The organism is Collimonas sp. PA-H2 (genome assembly GCF_002564105.1).
Classification (GTDB): Bacteria; Pseudomonadota; Gammaproteobacteria; order Burkholderiales; family Burkholderiaceae_D; genus Collimonas.
On sequence record NZ_PDBX01000001.1, the window covers coordinates 4,466,305 to 4,482,748 of the forward strand.

Annotated in this window: 16 protein-coding genes; 7 read left to right on the forward strand and 9 right to left on the reverse strand. The window is 60.8% G+C overall.

Annotated features, from left to right (window positions below):
* The first annotated feature begins 112 nt into the window (after positions 1-112).
* The 3 genes from adh (at position 113) to BCF11_RS20590 (ending at position 4,213) form a co-directional block, all read left to right on the forward strand.
* Positions 113-1,633: an aldehyde dehydrogenase gene (gene adh / locus BCF11_RS20580; protein WP_098496395.1), complete on the forward strand. Its 1,521-nt coding sequence runs from the start codon at positions 113-115 to the stop codon at positions 1,631-1,633.
* A gap of 77 nt (positions 1,634-1,710) precedes the next feature.
* Positions 1,711-2,109 (forward strand): DUF779 domain-containing protein, encoded by a 399-nt coding sequence (locus BCF11_RS20585; protein ID WP_098496396.1) that lies wholly within the window; start codon positions 1,711-1,713, stop codon positions 2,107-2,109.
* A 193-nt stretch (positions 2,110-2,302) separates the two neighbouring features.
* The gene (locus BCF11_RS20590; RefSeq protein WP_098496397.1) at positions 2,303-4,213 is read left to right on the forward strand and encodes a sigma-54-dependent Fis family transcriptional regulator; all 1,911 of its coding nucleotides are present in this window, start codon (positions 2,303-2,305) and stop codon (positions 4,211-4,213) included.
* A 9-nt stretch (positions 4,214-4,222) separates the two neighbouring features.
* Here the strand turns inward: BCF11_RS20590 and BCF11_RS20595 are convergent, their stop codons facing one another.
* The 6 genes from BCF11_RS20595 to BCF11_RS20620 are packed head-to-tail and all read right to left on the reverse strand — an operon-like array spanning position 4,223 to position 8,553.
* Positions 4,223-4,738 (reverse strand): DUF2867 domain-containing protein, encoded by a 516-nt coding sequence (locus BCF11_RS20595; protein WP_098496398.1) that lies wholly within the window; start codon positions 4,736-4,738, stop codon positions 4,223-4,225.
* On the reverse strand, positions 4,735-4,908 hold the full coding sequence (cydX, locus tag BCF11_RS20600; RefSeq protein ID WP_061540764.1) for a cytochrome bd-I oxidase subunit CydX: 174 nt from the start codon (positions 4,906-4,908) through the stop codon (positions 4,735-4,737). The genes BCF11_RS20595 and cydX overlap by 4 nt, the downstream gene beginning before the upstream one ends.
* 21 nt (positions 4,909-4,929) lie before the next feature.
* Positions 4,930-6,069: a cytochrome d ubiquinol oxidase subunit II gene (gene cydB, locus BCF11_RS20605; protein ID WP_098496399.1), complete on the reverse strand. Its 1,140-nt coding sequence runs from the start codon at positions 6,067-6,069 to the stop codon at positions 4,930-4,932.
* 12 nt (positions 6,070-6,081) lie between these two features.
* Entirely contained in the window at positions 6,082-7,668 is a 1,587-nt protein-coding gene (locus BCF11_RS20610; protein ID WP_098496400.1) for a cytochrome ubiquinol oxidase subunit I, read from the reverse strand.
* Positions 7,665-7,892, reverse strand: coding sequence for a cytochrome oxidase putative small subunit CydP (gene cydP / locus BCF11_RS20615; protein WP_098496401.1), 228 nt, complete (start codon positions 7,890-7,892; stop codon positions 7,665-7,667). The genes BCF11_RS20610 and cydP overlap by 4 nt, the downstream gene beginning before the upstream one ends.
* Before the next feature lie 7 nt (positions 7,893-7,899).
* Positions 7,900-8,553: a GbsR/MarR family transcriptional regulator gene (locus BCF11_RS20620; RefSeq protein ID WP_098496402.1), complete on the reverse strand. Its 654-nt coding sequence runs from the start codon at positions 8,551-8,553 to the stop codon at positions 7,900-7,902.
* A 408-nt stretch (positions 8,554-8,961) separates the two neighbouring features.
* On the opposite strand from BCF11_RS20620, the gene ppa reads away from it, so the two are divergent.
* Positions 8,962-9,501 (forward strand): inorganic diphosphatase, encoded by a 540-nt coding sequence (gene ppa, locus BCF11_RS20625; RefSeq protein WP_062114092.1) that lies wholly within the window; start codon positions 8,962-8,964, stop codon positions 9,499-9,501.
* Positions 9,502-9,569: 68 nt separating this feature from the next.
* Here the strand turns inward: ppa and BCF11_RS20630 are convergent, their stop codons facing one another.
* Positions 9,570-10,454, reverse strand: a complete 885-nt coding sequence (locus tag BCF11_RS20630; protein WP_098496403.1) for an EamA family transporter — start codon at positions 10,452-10,454, stop codon at positions 9,570-9,572.
* 96 nt (positions 10,455-10,550) lie between these two features.
* Between BCF11_RS20630 and BCF11_RS20635 the strand changes: the two genes are divergently transcribed.
* Positions 10,551-11,465 (forward strand): LysR family transcriptional regulator, encoded by a 915-nt coding sequence (locus BCF11_RS20635; RefSeq protein WP_098496404.1) that lies wholly within the window; start codon positions 10,551-10,553, stop codon positions 11,463-11,465.
* Here BCF11_RS20635 and BCF11_RS20640 read toward each other — a convergent pair.
* Positions 11,452-12,330, reverse strand: coding sequence for an EamA family transporter (locus BCF11_RS20640; RefSeq protein ID WP_098496405.1), 879 nt, complete (start codon positions 12,328-12,330; stop codon positions 11,452-11,454). The genes BCF11_RS20635 and BCF11_RS20640 overlap by 14 nt on opposite strands.
* A 26-nt stretch (positions 12,331-12,356) precedes the next feature.
* On the reverse strand, positions 12,357-13,532 hold the full coding sequence (locus BCF11_RS20645) for a GNAT family N-acetyltransferase (RefSeq protein WP_233212564.1): 1,176 nt from the start codon (positions 13,530-13,532) through the stop codon (positions 12,357-12,359).
* A gap of 147 nt (positions 13,533-13,679) precedes the next feature.
* Between BCF11_RS20645 and BCF11_RS20650 the strand changes: the two genes are divergently transcribed.
* Together BCF11_RS20650 and BCF11_RS20655 are read left to right on the forward strand one after the other, a co-directional pair.
* Positions 13,680-15,734, forward strand: coding sequence for an NAD(+) synthase (locus BCF11_RS20650; RefSeq protein WP_369827802.1), 2,055 nt, complete (start codon positions 13,680-13,682; stop codon positions 15,732-15,734).
* Positions 15,735-15,914: 180 nt separating this feature from the next.
* Positions 15,915-16,253 (forward strand): P-II family nitrogen regulator, encoded by a 339-nt coding sequence (locus BCF11_RS20655; RefSeq protein WP_038487829.1) that lies wholly within the window; start codon positions 15,915-15,917, stop codon positions 16,251-16,253.
* Positions 16,254-16,444: the final 191 nt, after the last annotated feature.

The window sequence follows — 16,444 nt, forward strand, 5'->3', positions numbered from 1 at the left end:
GTTTGGCGGCTCCTGGCACGCGCCGGCGGCTGGCACGTTCATTGCGCCATGTCAGGTGTAGTTTGTTCAGAACCACTCCAGACAATGACTCCAACCAAGGCCAGAGGACGACATGAATCTCGCAGACATCAGCAAGCTAGCTACCCGCAATCCATTCAAGCAACGTTACGACAATTTCATCGGCGGCAAGTTTGTGCCGCCGGTCAAGGGTGAGTATTTCGAGAATGTCAGCCCGGTGATCGGCAAGACCTTCTGCGAAATCGCCCGTTCCAGCGCGGAAGACATCGAACTGGCGCTGGACGCCGCCCATGCCGCCAAGGCCGCCTGGGGCAAGACCTCGCCGGCCGAGCGCGCCAATATCCTGAACAAGATCGCCGACCGCATGGAAGCCAACCTGGAATTGCTGGCGATCGCCGAAACCATCGACAACGGCAAGCCGATCCGCGAAACCACTGCGGCTGACATCCCGCTGGCGATCGACCACTTCCGCTATTTCGCCGGCTGCATCCGCGCCCAGGAAGGTTCGGTGGCGACCATCGACGAGCAGACCTATGCCTACCATTTCCATGAACCGCTGGGCGTGGTCGGCCAGATCATTCCCTGGAACTTCCCGATCCTGATGGCGGTGTGGAAGCTGGCGCCGGCGCTGGCGGCCGGCAATTGCGTGGTGATCAAGCCGGCCGAGCAGACGCCGGCCTCGATCATGGTCTGGATCGAGCTGGTGCAAGACTTGCTGCCTCCCGGTGTCCTGAATATCGTCAACGGCTTCGGCCTGGAAGCCGGCAAGCCGCTGGCCTCCAGCAAGCGCATCGCCAAGATCGCTTTCACCGGCGAGACCACCACCGGCCGCCTGATCATGCAATATGCTTCGCAAAACATCATTCCTGTGACGCTGGAGCTGGGCGGCAAATCGCCCAATGTGTTCTTTGCCGATGTGATGGACCAGGACGATGCCTTCTTCGACAAATGCCTGGAAGGCTTCGCCATGTTTGCGCTGAACCAGGGCGAGGTCTGCACCTGTCCTTCGCGCGCGTTGATCCAGGAATCGATCTACGACCGTTTCATTGAGCGGGCATTGAAACGGGTCAAGGCCATCAAGCAGGGCAATCCGCTTGACAGCGCAACCATGATCGGCGCCCAGGCTTCGCAGGAGCAGCTGGAAAAAATCATGTCTTACATCGACATCGGCAAGCAGGAGGGCGCCAAGCTGCTCACCGGCGGCGCGCGCAAGCAACTGGGCGGTGATTTCGAAGCCGGCTTCTACGTCGAACCGACGGTATTCGAAGGCAACAACAAGATGCGCATCTTCCAGGAAGAAATCTTCGGCCCGGTGCTGTCGGTGACCACCTTCAAGGATGAGGAAGAGGCGCTGGCGCTGGCCAACGATACCTTGTACGGGCTCGGCGCCGGTCTGTGGACGCGCGACGGCTCGCGCGCCTTCCGCATGGGGCGCGGGATCCAGGCCGGCCGCGTCTGGACCAATTGCTATCATCTGTATCCGGCCCATGCAGCGTTTGGCGGCTACAAGCAATCCGGCATCGGCCGCGAAAACCACAAGATGATGCTGGATCATTATCAGCAGACCAAGAACCTGCTGGTCAGCTACAGTCCTGACGCCATGGGCTTTTTCTAAAGCCGCGCGGTCCTGCCTGGCAAGCGGCAGGCAGGACCGTTTTTGCCACCAGTTGCGTGCTACCTGCAAGGTCAATCATGCCCTCGATTATCGCCCGCGTCAGCGCCACCGCCGCCGCACTCGACCTGTTGCGCAGCCTCAGGCAAAAGCATGGTCCGGTGATGTTTTTCCAATCGGGCGGCTGCTGCGACGGCAGTTCGCCCATGTGCTACGCGCTGGGAGAATTCCAGGTCGGCGATGCCGATGTCTATCTGGGCGACCTGGACGGCGCGCCGTTCTACATCGGCGCAGAGCAGTTTGAATACTGGAAGCACACCCAGCTGATCATCGATGTCGTGCAGGGCAACGGCGGCATGTTTTCCCTGGAAAACGGCAGCGGCCTCAGGTTTCTCAGCCGCTCGCGCTTGTTCAGCGATGACGAATATGCCAGGGTGGCCGAAACTCCTTTGTTATTGGGTAGCCAGTCTGGCAACTGATGCCGCTGTCCCGGTTGCATGGCGCCTGTCTGGCAGGTGGCAGGGGTTTCCCCGTCTTGCGCGACCATACTGCGCCGTGCGCCGCAGTTTAATCACATCGATAGTCATTCGAAGGTAGACTAAGGGTTAATTACCTCTAGAGGCGCGTCAGCGCCCGACGCACAGGCGGGCATTGCCGGCCGAAGGAGACCCGATGAGTGACCTCTCATGCAACCGGCCGGCGCAGCGCTTTGCGCTGGCGGCCAGCGACCCCGGCGTGATCGAGAAATCGCACCAGCGTTCCAGCGCGTACGGCCTGGCGCGGCAGGACAAGCCCGATATCGGGCCGCTCGGCGCGGCTGCCCTGTCCTTGCTGCTGGAGCAGAACCATGCGCTGTACACGCATGCCTTGCCGGTCATGGAAACGCTGTACGAGCAGATCATCAATACCCACAACATGGTGCTGCTGACCGATGCCAGCGGCGTCATCGTGCATGCGCTGGGCGACGACGATTTCCTGGTCAAGGCCGAGCGGGTGGCGCTGAATCCGGGCGTGGCCTGGTCCGAACAAAGCAAGGGCACCAACGCCATCGGCACCGCGCTGGCGGAGCGGGCGCCGACCACGGTGCATGCCGACGCCCATTACCTGCAGGCCAACCATTTCCTGACTTGTTCGGCAGCGCCGATCTTCGACCACCAAGGCAAGATCCTCGGCGTACTGGATGTCAGCGGCGACCGCGACAGCTACCACAAGCACACCATGGCGCTGGTGCGGATGTCGGCGCAGATGATCGAGAACCAGCTGTTTACCGCCGCGTTTGAAAATGCGGTCACCTTGCATTTCCACAGCCGTCCCGAATTCGTCGGCACGCTGATGGAGGGCATCGCCTGCTTTACGCCGGGCGGGCGTTTCCTGTCCGCCAACCGCAGCGCCTTGTTCCAGCTCGGCTTGCCGCTGACGGCATTGCAGTCGCATACCTTCAGCTCGCTGTTCGGCTTGCCGGTATCGACCTTGTTCGATCATTATCGAACGGCGGCGCCGGGCTTGCTTGATCTTTGCCTGCACAGCGGCGTCAGAGTGTCTGCGAAAGCAGAGCTGAGGCTGTCGAACAGCGTGTTCCAGCATTTCAGCGAAGTCCGGCCGGCGGCGGATGCCGCCGCGCCGGCGCCGTCGAAATCGCCACCGCGGCTCTCCAGTCTGCGTTACCTGAATACCGGCGATCCGCAGATGGCGGCGCTGATCGGCAAGCTGGACAAGGTAAGAGGGCGCGACATCCCGGTGCTGATCACCGGCGAAACCGGCACCGGCAAGGAATTGCTGGCGCAGGCGATCCACAACGATTCACCGCGCCGGCATGGCGCTTTCGTCGCGGTCAATTGCGCATCGATTCCGGAAACGCTGATCGAGTCTGAGCTGTTCGGCTACGAAGAGGGAGCATTTACCGGCGCCCGGAAAAAAGGCGGCCAGGGCAAGATCCTGCAAGCCAACGGCGGCACCTTGTTCCTGGATGAAATCGGCGATATGCCACTGGCCTTGCAGGCGCGCCTGCTGCGCGTGCTGCAGGAACGGATGGTGACGCCGCTGGGCAGCACCAAGTCGATTCCGGTCAACCTGGCGCTGATCTGCGCCACCAACCGCAACCTGCGCGAGCTGATTGCCGCCAGCCTGTTCCGCGAGGACCTGTACTATCGCCTGAACGGGCTGGTGGTCAAGCTGCCGGCCTTGCGCGAACGTTCCGACCTTGAGGCCATCGTTAACAAGCTGCTGCTGGAAGAGCCCGGCGGCGAGCCTTGCTGTACGGTTGCGCCGGATATCATGGCACTGTTCCATCGCCACGGCTGGCCGGGCAATTTCCGCCAATTGAGCAACCTGCTCAGGACCGCGGTGGTGATGGCCGGCGCCGACCGCGTGATCCGGTTGGAGCACTTGCCTGACGATTTCCTGGAAGACGTGCAAGCGTTACCGCCGGCAGCGCTTAACGCTGCCGGCAGCGGCAGCCTGGAGGATCTGGCGCAAACGGCTGTAAGGCAGGCGTTTGAGGCCAGCGGCGGCAACGTTTCCGCTACCGCCAAGGCCCTGGGGGTGTCGCGCAATACGGTGTACCGCAAGCTGAACCTGCGTTGATAGCCAGGCTCAGGGCGGTTGCAGCCGGAAGCGTGCATGCTCCAGCAGATGGCGCACGATCAGCCGGTGGAAAGGCTTGATCGTCGCCAGATAGCTGCGTCCCAGCAAGTTGTTGGTCTTGACGATGGTCGAGAGCGTCACTTGCGTTGCCTCCGGGCCGTCCGGCGCGACTCTGATGCTGATGCGGAAATCCAGGTGGTTGTCGTCGAATCCCAGCACCACTTCGCGATCCGATTGCGCCACCAGCGGGAAGCCGCCCAACGTATGCGGCAGCGCACGCGGATCGTCGACGCCGAATTCCACCGTGCGCAGCCGGAACAAACTCATCACGCGGTTGCGGGTCGCCATCAGTTGTCTGATCCAGCCGGGCGGATGCTTGATGATGGCCTCGGCGGCCTGTCTGGCGCTCAGGCCGGGAAGGCTGGCCAGGACCTGGTAGGCATCGACAAAATCATGGTCAGGCAAGAGCGCCTCGCACTCCGCGCTGGGGGCAACCAGGTTTGCCACGGCATAGGCGGCGCTCATTTCTTGCGCGCCCGTGCTTGTTCATGTTCGGCCGCCGCGCTTTCAAAGCGTTCGCGCGTGGTTTCTTCATCCCTGCTGCCGAAGGCGTAATTGGCCTCCAGCCACATAACGTTGATGATGCCGAACGCCAGCGCCAGGCCGACTCCTAATATCCATGCGAAATACCACATAATCTTCTCCTGTCCGTGCGCTTAATAAGCAGTGTGTTCGTTGTCTTCGATATGCTTGAGCGTGACCTTGCCGCGCATGACCCGGTACACCCAGCTTGTATAAAGCATGATGATCGGCAGCATGATGACCACCACCCAGAACATGATGCCTAGCGTCTTGTGGCTGGATACCGCATCCCAGATCGTCAGGCTGCTGTTGGGAGCTAGCGAAGACGGCATGATGAACGGGAACAGCGAGGCGCCGGCAGTGAGGATAATGGCGGTCACACAAAGGCCGCTGGACAGGAATGCTGCCATGGCCTTGTTGGCGGCGCTGAACACTACGCACAGCAAAGCGCCGGCTACTGCAATGATCGGCAAGGCCCAGATCGCAGGCCAGCGTGCGTAGTTGTCGAGCCAGGCGCCGTTGGCAGTAGTCACGGTCTTGACAATAGGCATGAAGGCGCTGTTGGCGTCCGGCATGCCGGTGATGCGGTAGCCGTGGATGCCGAAAGCCACCCAGAAGCCGCCTGCCACGAACAACAGCACTGTCACCAGCCCGGCGACCTTGGCGACGCCGCGCGCCCGCTGGGCGATCAGGGCATCGGTCTTGACTTGCAGGTAAGCCGCGCCGTGCATCAGCAGCATGGCGACGCTCAGCAGGCCAGCCAGCAAGCCGAAGGGATTGAGCAGCTGGAAGAAGTTGCCGGTGTATTCCACCCGCATGGTGTCGTCGTAGTGGAAAGGCACGCCGAGGAACAGGTTGCCGAAGGCGACGCCGAAAATCAGCGGCGGCACGAACCCGCCGGCGAACAAGCCCCAGTCCCAGGCATTGCGCCAGCGCGTATCGGCCACCTTGCTGCGATAGTCGAAGCCGACCGGGCGGAAGAACAGCGAGAACAGCAGCAGCATCAAGGCCACATAGAAACCCGAGAACGCCGCGCCGTAGACCAGCGGCCAGGCCGCGAAGATGGCGCCGCCGGCGGTGATGAACCAGGTCTGGTTGCCTTCCCAGGTGCTGCCTATCGAATTGATGACGACCCGGCGTTCGGCATCGGTCTTGCCGATAAAGGGCAGCATCATGCCGACCCCGAAGTCGAAGCCGTCAGTGAGGGCGAAACCGATCAACAGCACGCCGACAAAGCCCCACCAGATTACTTTCAAGGTTTCATAGTCAAACATGGCGGTTTCTCCTTATGCCTTGGCGCTCGAATCGGAAGTGGATGCTGCCAGACGTTCCCAGTGGTACTTGCCGGTATGCAGGCTGCTCGGGCCGCGGCGGGCGTATTTCACCATCAGTATCATTTCAATGATGAACAGGAAACCATAGAAGCCGAGGAAGCCGGCCAGGCTGAAGTAGAGGCTGCCAGGCTGCAGGGTCGAAGCCGACAGGTGGGTCGGCAGCACGCCCGAGATGGTCCATGGCTGGCGGCCGTATTCCGCCAGCAGCCAGCCCAGCTCGATCGCGACCCATGGCAGCGGGATGCTGTACACCGCCAGGCGCAGCAGCCAGCGCTGCTTGGCCAGCTGCTTGCGGATCAGGAAGTAGAACGAGCAGGAGAAGATGAACAGGAACAGCATGCCCAGCCCGACCATCAGGCGGAACGACCAGAACATCGGCGCGATTTTCGGGAAGGTGTCGTTGACCGCCATACCGATCTGTTCCGGCGTGGCGTCGATCACGTTCGGCGTGTACTTCTTCAGCAGCAGGCCGTAGCCGAGATCGTCTTTCCGCTGGTCGAAGGCAGCCACCGCCTCGGGCGACTTGTCGCCGCCTTTCAGGCGGGTGAGGGCTGCGTAGGCCAGCATGCCGTTGCGGATGCGTACCTCATGTTCCTTCTTCAGATCCTGGATGCCGGTGATCTGCTTGTCGGCTGAGCGGGTGCCGATCAGGCCCAGCACATACGGGATCTTGATGGCATAGTCGGTGCGCTGTTCTTTCTCGTTGGGCCAGCCGACCACGGTGATGCCGGCCGGCGCCGGTTCGGTATGCCATTCGGCCTCCATCGCCGCCAGCTTGACCTTGTTGACTTCGCCCGCGGTGTAGCCGGATTCGTCGCCGAGCACGATCACCGACAGGGTCGAGGCCAGGCCGAAGCCGGCCGCGATCGCAAACGAGCGCAGGGCGAAGGCGGTATCGCGGCCGCGCAGCAGATAAAAGGCGGAGATGCCCAGCACGAACATGGAAGCGGCGACATAGCCTGCGGACAGGGTGTGGACGAACTTCACCTGCGCCACCGGATTGAAGATGACGTCGACGATGCTGGTCAGCTCCATGCGCATGGTTTCATAATTGAACTCGGCGCCGACCGGATTGTTCATCCAGCCGTTGGCGATCAGGATCCACAAGGCCGACAGGCTGGAGCCCAGCGCCACCAGGAAGGTGACCAGCAGATGCTGGACCCGCGACAAGCGATCCCAGCCGAAGAAGAACAGGCCGACGAAGGTCGATTCGAGGAAGAAGGCCATCATCCCTTCGATCGCCAGCGGTGTGCCGAAGATGTCGCCGACATAGTGCGAGTAATACGACCAGTTGGTGCCGAACTGGAATTCCAAGGTGATGCCGGTGGCGATCCCCATGGCGAAATTGATGCCGAACAGCTTGCCCCAGAAGCGCGTCATGTCCTTGTAGACCGGACTGCCGGTCATCACATAGACCGACTCCATGATGACCAGGATCCATGCCAGCCCGAGGGTGAGCGGCACGAATAGAAAATGGAACATCGCGGTCGCAGCGAACTGCAGGCGCGACAGGGCGACGACTTCATCGATAGGAATCATTGGCGGGCCTCAGAAGGGGGTAGATGGGAAGGGATTGCGGCGGGTTGCGGACTGAGCATGTGCTGTTCTACAAGGTCAGTCGGCATGCGCATTTTCTTGGTCTGCGGCTCGGAAAAAAAGGCCTTCCAGAGCACGGTCAGCAGCGCAATCTTGACGATCAAAATCAGGGTGATTTCGACCGCCAGCGGCAGGCGCGTAAAGCGTTTGTTCAAGGCGAAAGACATAGGACGTCTACTCCTTAGCGTTCTGCAGCACATCGGGGTGGTCGTTGCTGCTCTTGGTCTTGCTGCCCGAGCCGGGCATGCGGAACTTGTCGCGTACATCCAGCAGCTTCTTGACCTTGGAACCCATCTTCATCAGCGAAGCCAGGGTTTCCGGCGAGAGCCGCTGCACATCGTCAAACCAGGAACTGGACAGCTCGATCAGGTTGTACATTTCGCGCATCCGCTGCTGCGCCTGCTGGTCGGTCTCGTTAGCCGGGGTTTCCAGCAGCGCATCGCGCAACATCGACAAGGTCGGCTCGATTTCGCGGCGCCGGCGTTCTTCCAGCAAAGTCTTGAAAATGTCCCAGATATCTTTCGGCGGTTCGAAATACTCGCGACGGTCGCCGGGGTGATGCAGTAGTTTGACCAGGCGCCACGATTGCAATTCTTTCAATCCCATGCTGACGTTGGAGCGGGAAAACGTCAGGTATTCGGCAATCTGGTCAGCATTCAAAGGTTGCCCCAGGACATAAAGTAACGCATAAATCTGTCCGACGGTGCGATTGATGCCCCAGCGGCTGCCCATTTCGCCGAAGTGCGAGATGAAGCGCTGAGTGAGGGGCGTCAATGGGGTGGGCGGAGTGCTGACGGCAGGTGTATTGCTCGGAGGGATGGTGTGCATGATGTTTTGAATTTTCAGTAATTACTGAAATATAAGACAAAACAGGAATGCTTGCAAGGAACATGTTGAGGCGCAGCATCCGCCCCGATTAATGTTTTACCTGCAACGAAGTGCTAGTGAGTTGCTTAAAAGATATCGATCAAGTGCAACATAACTCGATGTTGCAACGCACGATAAGACTATCAGCCGTTATAATTTAAGGTTGCAAAGGTATTGGTGGACTGTAACAGCCGATTCGAGAGCGCCTGCCACGTACACGACCCGCATGGCGGCGTTGCAAATGCTCGCAATAGCCTCGCTATTGCTCCGCTTTGCGCCTTGCCCTGCGTGCCGTGTACGCGTCTTTCACTCTCGAATCGGCTGTTACAGTCCACCAGCAAATTTTTTAATTATTGACGAGAGCACACCATGAGTCTGAATCAAGTATCGGCCGGGCGCGATTTGCCAAACGATTTCAACGTCATCATCGAAATCCCGATGAATGCCGATCCGATCAAATACGAAGTAGACAAGGAATCCGGCGCGATTTTCGTTGACCGCTTCATGGGCACTGCCATGCACTACCCGTGCAACTACGGCTATATCCCGCAAACCTTGTCGGAAGATGGCGATCCGGTCGACGTGCTGGTGATCACGCCGTTCCCGCTGTTCCCGGGCGTGGTGGTGCGCTGCCGTCCGGTGGGCGTGCTGAAGATGTCGGACGAAGCCGGTCAGGACGCCAAGCTGCTGGCGGTGCCGGTCGACAAGGTGCTGAGCATCTACACCCACTGGCAAAAGCCGGAAGACATGAATGAACTGCGCCTGAAGCAGATCCAGCATTTCTTCGAACACTACAAGGACCTGGAAAAGGGTAAATGGGTCAAGATCGACGGCTGGTTCGGCCCTGACGAAGCGCGCAAGGAAATCCTGGCGGGCGTCGAGGCTTACAAGAAGTCCATCGCGGCGTAATTTGCCGGAACCGAGGCCTGCCTGAGCGGGCCGGGTTTACTGAAAAAGCGCACCACGGTGCGCTTTTTTCATGGCCTGGCGGTTTTCAGCAGCAGCGCCAGGCGGCCGCCGAACTGGTTCAGCAGCAGGCCGCACAGCACCAGCAGCCCTGCCATGATTTTCCACGGCTGCAGCGCCTCTCCCAATATCAGGGAGGCGCTCAGCATGCCGGCCACCGGCACCAGCAGCGAGAACGGCGCCACCGTGGCGGCCGGATATTTGCGCATCAAGGTCGACCAGATGGCAAAGCCGAGGATAGTGGTCGGATAGGACTGGAACAGGATGGCGCCGGCCGAGGTCCAGTTGAAGCGCTGCGCCGCATCCTGCCAGGCGGCCGCACCCTCAAACGCCAGCGATGCCAGCAACAGCGCCGGCGCCGCCATCAGCGCACCCCATGCCACCAGCGCCAGCGGATTGACCTTGCCGATCTGCTTGGTGACGATATTGGCGCCGGCCCAGCTGAGTCCGGCCGCGACCACCAGCACGAAGCCGAGCACCGTTGCCGTGCCATCCAGATGGGCGGCGACCACGCCCATGCCGGCGAAGGCAACCAGGGCGCCGAAAATTTGCGCCGCGCGCGCCCGCTCTCCCAGTATCAGCACCGCCAGCGCCACCGTGAAAAACACTTGCAGCTGCATCACCAGCGACGCCAGCCCTGGCGCGAATCCCAGCTTCATGCCGATGAACAGCAAGGAAAACTGGCCGGCGAACTGCAGGCCGCCGTAGGCAAGCAGCAAACGCCATGGAATGGCCGGACGCTTGATGAAGAACACCAGCGGCAGCGCCGCGAAAATGAAGCGCAGCGCGCAAAACAGGATAGGCGGCAAACCCTGCAGGCCGATCTTGATGGCTACAAAGTTAAGGCCCCAGATCGAGACCGTCAGGATTGCCAGGAAGACGTCGGTGGCTTGCATCTTGGGTGCTCCGTAAAAGAAAGATGAAGCCAGTTTATTGTTTCTGTATGATGATTAAATCAGGTTTTATAAAATCATTAGTTCTATATAGAAAATATGATCGATTTGCAAAGAATGGTGGCTTTCGTCGCGGTGGCGGATCACGGCAGCTTTTCCATCGCGGCGGCGCGGCTGGAAGTGTCGAATTCGCATGTCAGCAAACAGGTCAGCGCGCTGGAGCGCGAGCTGCGGGTCAAGCTGCTGCAGCGGACCACCCGCAGCCTCAGCCTGACCGAGGCCGGCGAGGTGTTTTACCGGCGCTGCAAGGCGATCTTGTCGGAAGTGGCGGAGGCCGAGCAGGAAGTGCTGCGGCGGCAGGATTCGCCGCAAGGCATCTTGCGCGTGACAGCGCCGGCCAATTTCGCCAATGTCTGCCTGCCGGATATCGTCTGCAATTTCATGCAGCAGCATCCAGAAATCGAGCTGGAGCTGACGCTGTCTGACCAGTTCTTGGATCTCGCCGAACGCTCCATCGACGTAGCGCTGCGCATCGCCAATACGCCGCCGGAGAACGTCCATGCGCGCATGCTGTACCGGGTCGGCTGGAGCGTGGTCGGCAGCGCCGAATATTTTGCCACGCGGCGCTTGCCGCAGACGCTGGAGGAATTGCCAGCCTACGACTGCCTGGCCGACAACATCATGGGTGCCAAGGACATCTGGCAGTTTGAAGAAGTCGACGGCAAGCCTGGATCGCGTCACGAAATCAGGATTACGCCGCACATCAATTGCAACAATAGCGTCTGGCTGCACCAGTGCGTGCTGCGCGGCATGGGCATTGGCCTGCTGCCGGATTACATGACCGGCGCCGACCTGGCGCAAAAGAAACTGATCAGGCTGCTGCCGCAATATGCGCCGTTGCCGCAGCGTCGCCTGTACGGCATTTATCTGCCGAACCGCTATCTGTCGTCCAAGGTCAGGTTGTTCCTCGACGCCGTCGAGCAGGGGCTGGGCCTAATCGCTACGCGCGCCTGAGCAGCGGCAGCAGGCGCGCGCCGAATTGGTTCAGGGCAAGCCCGCCCAGCACCAACAGGCCGGCGGCGATCTTCCACCACTGCAGCGCTTCGCCCAGCAGGATGGCGGCGCTCAGCATGCCCACCAGCGGCACCAGTAGCGAGAACGGCGCCACCGTCGCCGCCGGGTACTTGCGCATCAGGATGGTCCAGATGCCGTAGCCGACGATGGTGTTCGGATAGGATTGGTAAAACACCGCCGCCGCCGAGGTCCAGCCAAAGTGCATAAAGGCGTCATGCCAGGCAGCCGGGCCTTCCAGCAGCGCCGAAGCCAGCAGCAGAGGCGGCGCCGCCATCAGCGAACCCCAGCTCATCAGCGCCAGCGGATTGACCTTGCCGATCTTCTTCGTGACGATATTGGCGCTGGCCCAGCTCAGGCCGGCGCCGATCACCAGCAGGAAGCCGATCACGGTAGCTTGCGCTTCCAGATGGGTGGAGACCAGCACGATGCCGGCTAGCGCGACCAGCGCGCCCAGCAATTGCGTCAGCAGCGGCCGTTCGCCCAGCAGCAGCACCGCCAGGCCGATGGTGAAAAACGCCTGCAACTGGATCACCAGCGAGGCCAGGCCGGCGCCTATGCCGAGCTGCATGCCGGAGAACAGCAAGGAAAACTGCAGGGCGAACTGGAACAGGCCGAAGCCGGCCAGATAGCGCCAGGGTATCGCCGGCCGCTTGATGAAGAACACCAGCGGAAACGCCGCAAAGACAAAGCGCAGCGCCGAAAACAGCAGCGGCGGCAAGCCTGTCAGGCCGATCTTGATGACGACAAAATTCATGCCCCAGATCATGACGGTCAGCAAGGCTAGCAAGATATCGGTCGGTTGCATGGCTGTTCTTGAAGTGATGTGGCTTGTTAAGGCAGGGCTGAGCGGAAAGGATTGCGGTCGTTCAGCTCATCCATGTAGCTGTCGATGCCGTCCGATTCCCGTTCCAGAAAATTCGCCACGGCGTCGGCAAAACCCGGATGCGCCAGCCAGTGCGCCGACCAGGTTTTCTGCGGCAGGAAGCCGCGCGCCATCTTGTGTTCGCCCTGAGCGCCGCCTTCGAAGCAGGCTATTTTTTGCTCGATGCAGAATTCCAGCGGCTGGTAGTAGGCCGTTTCAAAATGCAGGCAGGGCACGAATTCCAGTGCGCCCCAGTAGCGGCCGTACAGGGTCTGTCCGGTATGGATCAGCAGCGACGAGGCAATCGGCCGGCCGTCGCGCTCGGCCACGATCAGCAGGATGTTGTGCGGCATGCTGGCGCCGATGCGCAGGAAGAAATCCAGGTTGAGGTAGGGCGTGGAGCGATGCTCGGCGTAGGTGTGCGCATAGCAGCGGTTGAAAAACGCCCAGTCCGCCTCCGTGGCGTCGATGCCGCGCACCCGGCGCAGGCGCACGCCGGCTTCGGCTACCTTGCGCCGCTCGGCCGCGATGTTCTTGCGCTTCTTGCGTTCCAGCGTCGCGAGGAACTGATCGAAATCGCGATAGCCGGGATTGAGCCAGTGGAACTGCACGCCGCTGCGCAGCATGAAGCCGGCCTGTTGCAAGGCTTCCGCCTGTTCCGCCGGCGGATACAGAATGTGAGTGGAGGAAGTCTGGGTGTCGCGCCGCAGTGCTTGCAGCACCTGGACCAGCGCCGCCCGGGCGGCGGCGTCGCGCGCCAGCAGGCGGCCGCCGGTCACCGGCGTAAACGGAATCGCCGACAGCAACTTGGGATAGTAGTCCAGGCCGTTGCGCTGGTAGGCGTCGGCCCATGCCCAGTCGAACACGTATTCGCCGTAGGAATGGTACTTGACGTACAAGGGCAGCGCCGCCGCCAGCCCTCCTGCCTGGTCCCACAAGGTGATGTACTGCGGCTGCCAGCCCGATTTTTCCGAAGCGCTGCCGCTTTCATGCAAGGCGTGCAGGAAGGCGAAGGAGAGGAAGGGATTGGCGTCGGCTTGCAGGCCCAGCAGTTCGTCCCATGCCGCCTGGCCGACTTCGCTCAGCGAGGCGACGATGCGGGTGGCGAACTGGCCGGTATTCCGTACTGTTGTGGTATTGGTCAAGGACTGGACGAGCCGTGAATGAGGATGAGGGCGGAAACGGAAATAAGCGAGAAGTTTAGCACCGTCGCCGCAGCTCTGCCGCGCCATCCTGAGCAGAGGGCATTACATGCGATAATTGAAAGCATCACGCAGAGCGCAGGAAGAATGATGACAACCAATAAATTTCTCAACCTTTACTCCCATGATTTCGCGCGCGTCGCGGTCGCCGTGCCCAACTGCCGGGTGGCCGATCCGGCTTTCAATGCCGCCGAAACCATCCGCATGGCGCGCCGGGCCCAAGAGCAGGGCGCCGTGCTGGTAGCGTTTCCGGAGCTGGGTTTGTCTGCTTATACCTGCGACGACCTGTTTCACCAGCGCGCCTTGCTGGATGCCTGCGAAGCGGCGCTGGCCGACGTGGTGGCTGCTTCGGCCGAACTCTCGCTGGTGATGATCGTCGGCCTGCCTTTGCGGGTTGAGCATCAGTTGTTCAATTGCGCGGCTGTCGTCGCCGGCGGCAGGATCCAGGGCATCGTGCCGAAAAGCTATCCACCCAACTATGGCGAGTTTTACGAATTGCGCCAATTCAGCCCCGCTGAAAACACGGCGGTGCGCGAGATCCCGCTGCTGGGAGCTAGGGTTCCCTTCGGCGCCGGCTTGCTGTTCGAGGTCGCCAACCTGCCGCTGCTGCGCTTCCATGCCGAGATTTGCGAAGACGTCTGGGTGCCGATTCCGCCATCGTCGTTTGCCGCGCTGGCCGGCGCCAGCGTGCTGGTGAATCTGTCCGCATCCAATGCACTGGTGGGTAAAGCCGCTTATCGTCACCAGCTGGTTGCCCAGCAATCCGCGCGCTGCGTGTCGGCCTATCTGTTCACCTCGGCCGGCAAGGGCGAATCGTCGACCGACCTGGCCTGGGACGGCCAAGCCCTGATCTATGAAAACGGCGAACTGCTGGCGGAATCAGAACGCTTCCTGGATGCCTCGCATATCATTTTTGCCGATATCGATCTGGAACGCTTGTCACGCGAACGCATGCGGCAGACCACCTTCGGCCAGTCGGTGCGGCGCCATGCGGCGGAAGTGGCGAAATTCGATGTGGTGCGTTTTGAACTGGCGCTGCCGCTGGACCAGGCCTTGCCGCTGGAACGCAAGGTCGAGCGCTTCCCCTATGTGCCGGCCGATAGCAAACGGCGCGACGAGCGCTGTACCGAGGTCTACAACATCCAGGTGCAGGCGCTGGTGCAGCGGCTCTCCTCCAGCAAGCTGTCCAAGGTGGTGATCGGCGTCTCCGGCGGGCTCGATTCGACCCACGCCTTGCTGGTCTGCGCCAAGGCCATGGATCGCCTGGACCTGCCGCGTTCCAATATCCTGGCTTACACCATGCCCGGTTTCGCCACCAGCGACCGCACCTTGCAGCAGGCACGGCAACTGATGCAGGTGGTCGGCAGCACGGCGGCGGAAATCGACATCCGCCCGAGCTGCCTGCAAATGCTGAAGGACCTCGGCCATCCCTACGCCGCCGGCCAGGAGCAGTACGACATCACCTTTGAAAACGTCCAGGCCGGGGAGCGCACCAACCACCTGTTCCGGCTGGCCAATTTCCATCACGCCATCGTGATCGGCACCGGCGACCTGAGCGAGCTGGCGCTGGGCTGGTGTACTTATGGCGTGGGCGACCACATGTCGCACTACAACGTCAACGCCAGCGTGCCAAAGACCCTGATTTCCCATCTGGTGCGCTGGGTGGCCGACACCGGCGCCATCGGCTATCTCGGTTCCGATGTCTTGTTAAATGTGCTGAATACCGAAATCAGCCCGGAACTGGTGCCGGGCAAGGCCAGCGGCAAGCCGGAGCAGATCACGGAAAACGTCATCGGCCCTTACGAATTGCAAGACTTCAATCTGTATTACATACTGCGCTATGGCTTTGCGCCCTCGAAAGTGGCTTTCCTGGCGTTTTCGGCGTGGCACGACAAGAGCAAGGGCAACTGGCCGCATGAGGATAAAGCCGTCGCCAGGAACCAGTACGACCTGGCGGCCATCAAGCGCAACCTGGGGATTTTCCTCGACCGTTTTTTCCGCAGCAGCCAGTTCAAGCGTTCCTGCGTGCCGAACGCGCCCAAGGTCGGCAACGGCGGTTCCTTGTCGCCGCGCGGCGACTGGCGCGCGCCCAGCGACTCGGAAGCGACTGTATGGCTGGATGATCTGGCGAAGATTCCGGACTGAGCGCACTACAATTCAGCTTATGTTGCATAACTCTCTTAAAAACAGAGTTATTGATTGCCGCGTATAGACAAATAGAGTTTTTCATATACTCTACGAGATTGCGCTTGATCCGGGCAGGAATCGCGCCTGGACGACAAGCACACTGCAACAGATTTATATTTAATGCCTAAAGGAGTTGCCATGAAGCAAATTACTGCCGTTATCAAACCCTTCAAGCTGGACGAGGTGCGTGAAGCCCTCGCCGAAGTCGGCGTCACCGGCCTCACCGTGACTGAAGTAAAAGGCTTTGGCCGCCAGAAGGGCCATACCGAACTGTACCGCGGCGCCGAATACGTGGTCGATTTCCTGCCGAAGGTGAAAGTCGAACTGGTGATCGACGACGCCCTGACCGAGCGCGCAGTGGATGCCATCATCAAGGCGGCACGCACCGGCAAGATCGGCGACGGCAAGATTTTCGTGCGCAATATCGAACAGGTGATCCGCATCCGCACCGGCGAAACCGGCCCTGATGCCGTTTGAGTTTGCATGAGCAAGGTTGATGCAGTTCTTGCCGCAGCCTGAGTAGTCGTACTTCCTTCCCTTCAAGTTCTGCTCAGTTCTCATATCTGGCCGCGGTCGTTCGATGTACTGGATGACTGGCCGCGGCTCCAGGCTCACCGCAGTAACGCTTTTCCTGTCCTTGAGCAAGCCCTCTAGTTCCGCCATCGTGA

Excerpts from the sequence above, each read along its gene's own strand:
- adh (WP_098496395.1), top strand. The coding sequence starts at position 113 with ATGAATCTCGCAGACATCAGCAAGCTAGCTACCCGCAATCCATTCAAG.
- BCF11_RS20585 (WP_098496396.1), top strand. The coding sequence starts at position 1,711 with ATGCCCTCGATTATCGCCCGCGTCAGCGCCACCGCCGCCGCACTCGAC.
- BCF11_RS20590 (WP_098496397.1), top strand. The coding sequence starts at position 2,303 with ATGAGTGACCTCTCATGCAACCGGCCGGCGCAGCGCTTTGCGCTGGCG.
- BCF11_RS20595 (WP_098496398.1), bottom strand. The coding sequence starts at position 4,738 with ATGAGCGCCGCCTATGCCGTGGCAAACCTGGTTGCCCCCAGCGCGGAG.
- cydX (WP_061540764.1), bottom strand. The coding sequence starts at position 4,908 with ATGTGGTATTTCGCATGGATATTAGGAGTCGGCCTGGCGCTGGCGTTC.
- cydB (WP_098496399.1), bottom strand. The coding sequence starts at position 6,069 with ATGTTTGACTATGAAACCTTGAAAGTAATCTGGTGGGGCTTTGTCGGC.
- BCF11_RS20610 (WP_098496400.1), bottom strand. The coding sequence starts at position 7,668 with ATGATTCCTATCGATGAAGTCGTCGCCCTGTCGCGCCTGCAGTTCGCT.
- cydP (WP_098496401.1), bottom strand. The coding sequence starts at position 7,892 with ATGTCTTTCGCCTTGAACAAACGCTTTACGCGCCTGCCGCTGGCGGTC.
- BCF11_RS20620 (WP_098496402.1), bottom strand. The coding sequence starts at position 8,553 with ATGCACACCATCCCTCCGAGCAATACACCTGCCGTCAGCACTCCGCCC.
- ppa (WP_062114092.1), top strand. The coding sequence starts at position 8,962 with ATGAGTCTGAATCAAGTATCGGCCGGGCGCGATTTGCCAAACGATTTC.
- BCF11_RS20630 (WP_098496403.1), bottom strand. The coding sequence starts at position 10,454 with ATGCAAGCCACCGACGTCTTCCTGGCAATCCTGACGGTCTCGATCTGG.
- BCF11_RS20635 (WP_098496404.1), top strand. The coding sequence starts at position 10,551 with ATGATCGATTTGCAAAGAATGGTGGCTTTCGTCGCGGTGGCGGATCAC.
- BCF11_RS20640 (WP_098496405.1), bottom strand. The coding sequence starts at position 12,330 with ATGCAACCGACCGATATCTTGCTAGCCTTGCTGACCGTCATGATCTGG.
- BCF11_RS20650 (WP_369827802.1), top strand. The coding sequence starts at position 13,680 with ATGACAACCAATAAATTTCTCAACCTTTACTCCCATGATTTCGCGCGC.
- BCF11_RS20655 (WP_038487829.1), top strand. The coding sequence starts at position 15,915 with ATGAAGCAAATTACTGCCGTTATCAAACCCTTCAAGCTGGACGAGGTG.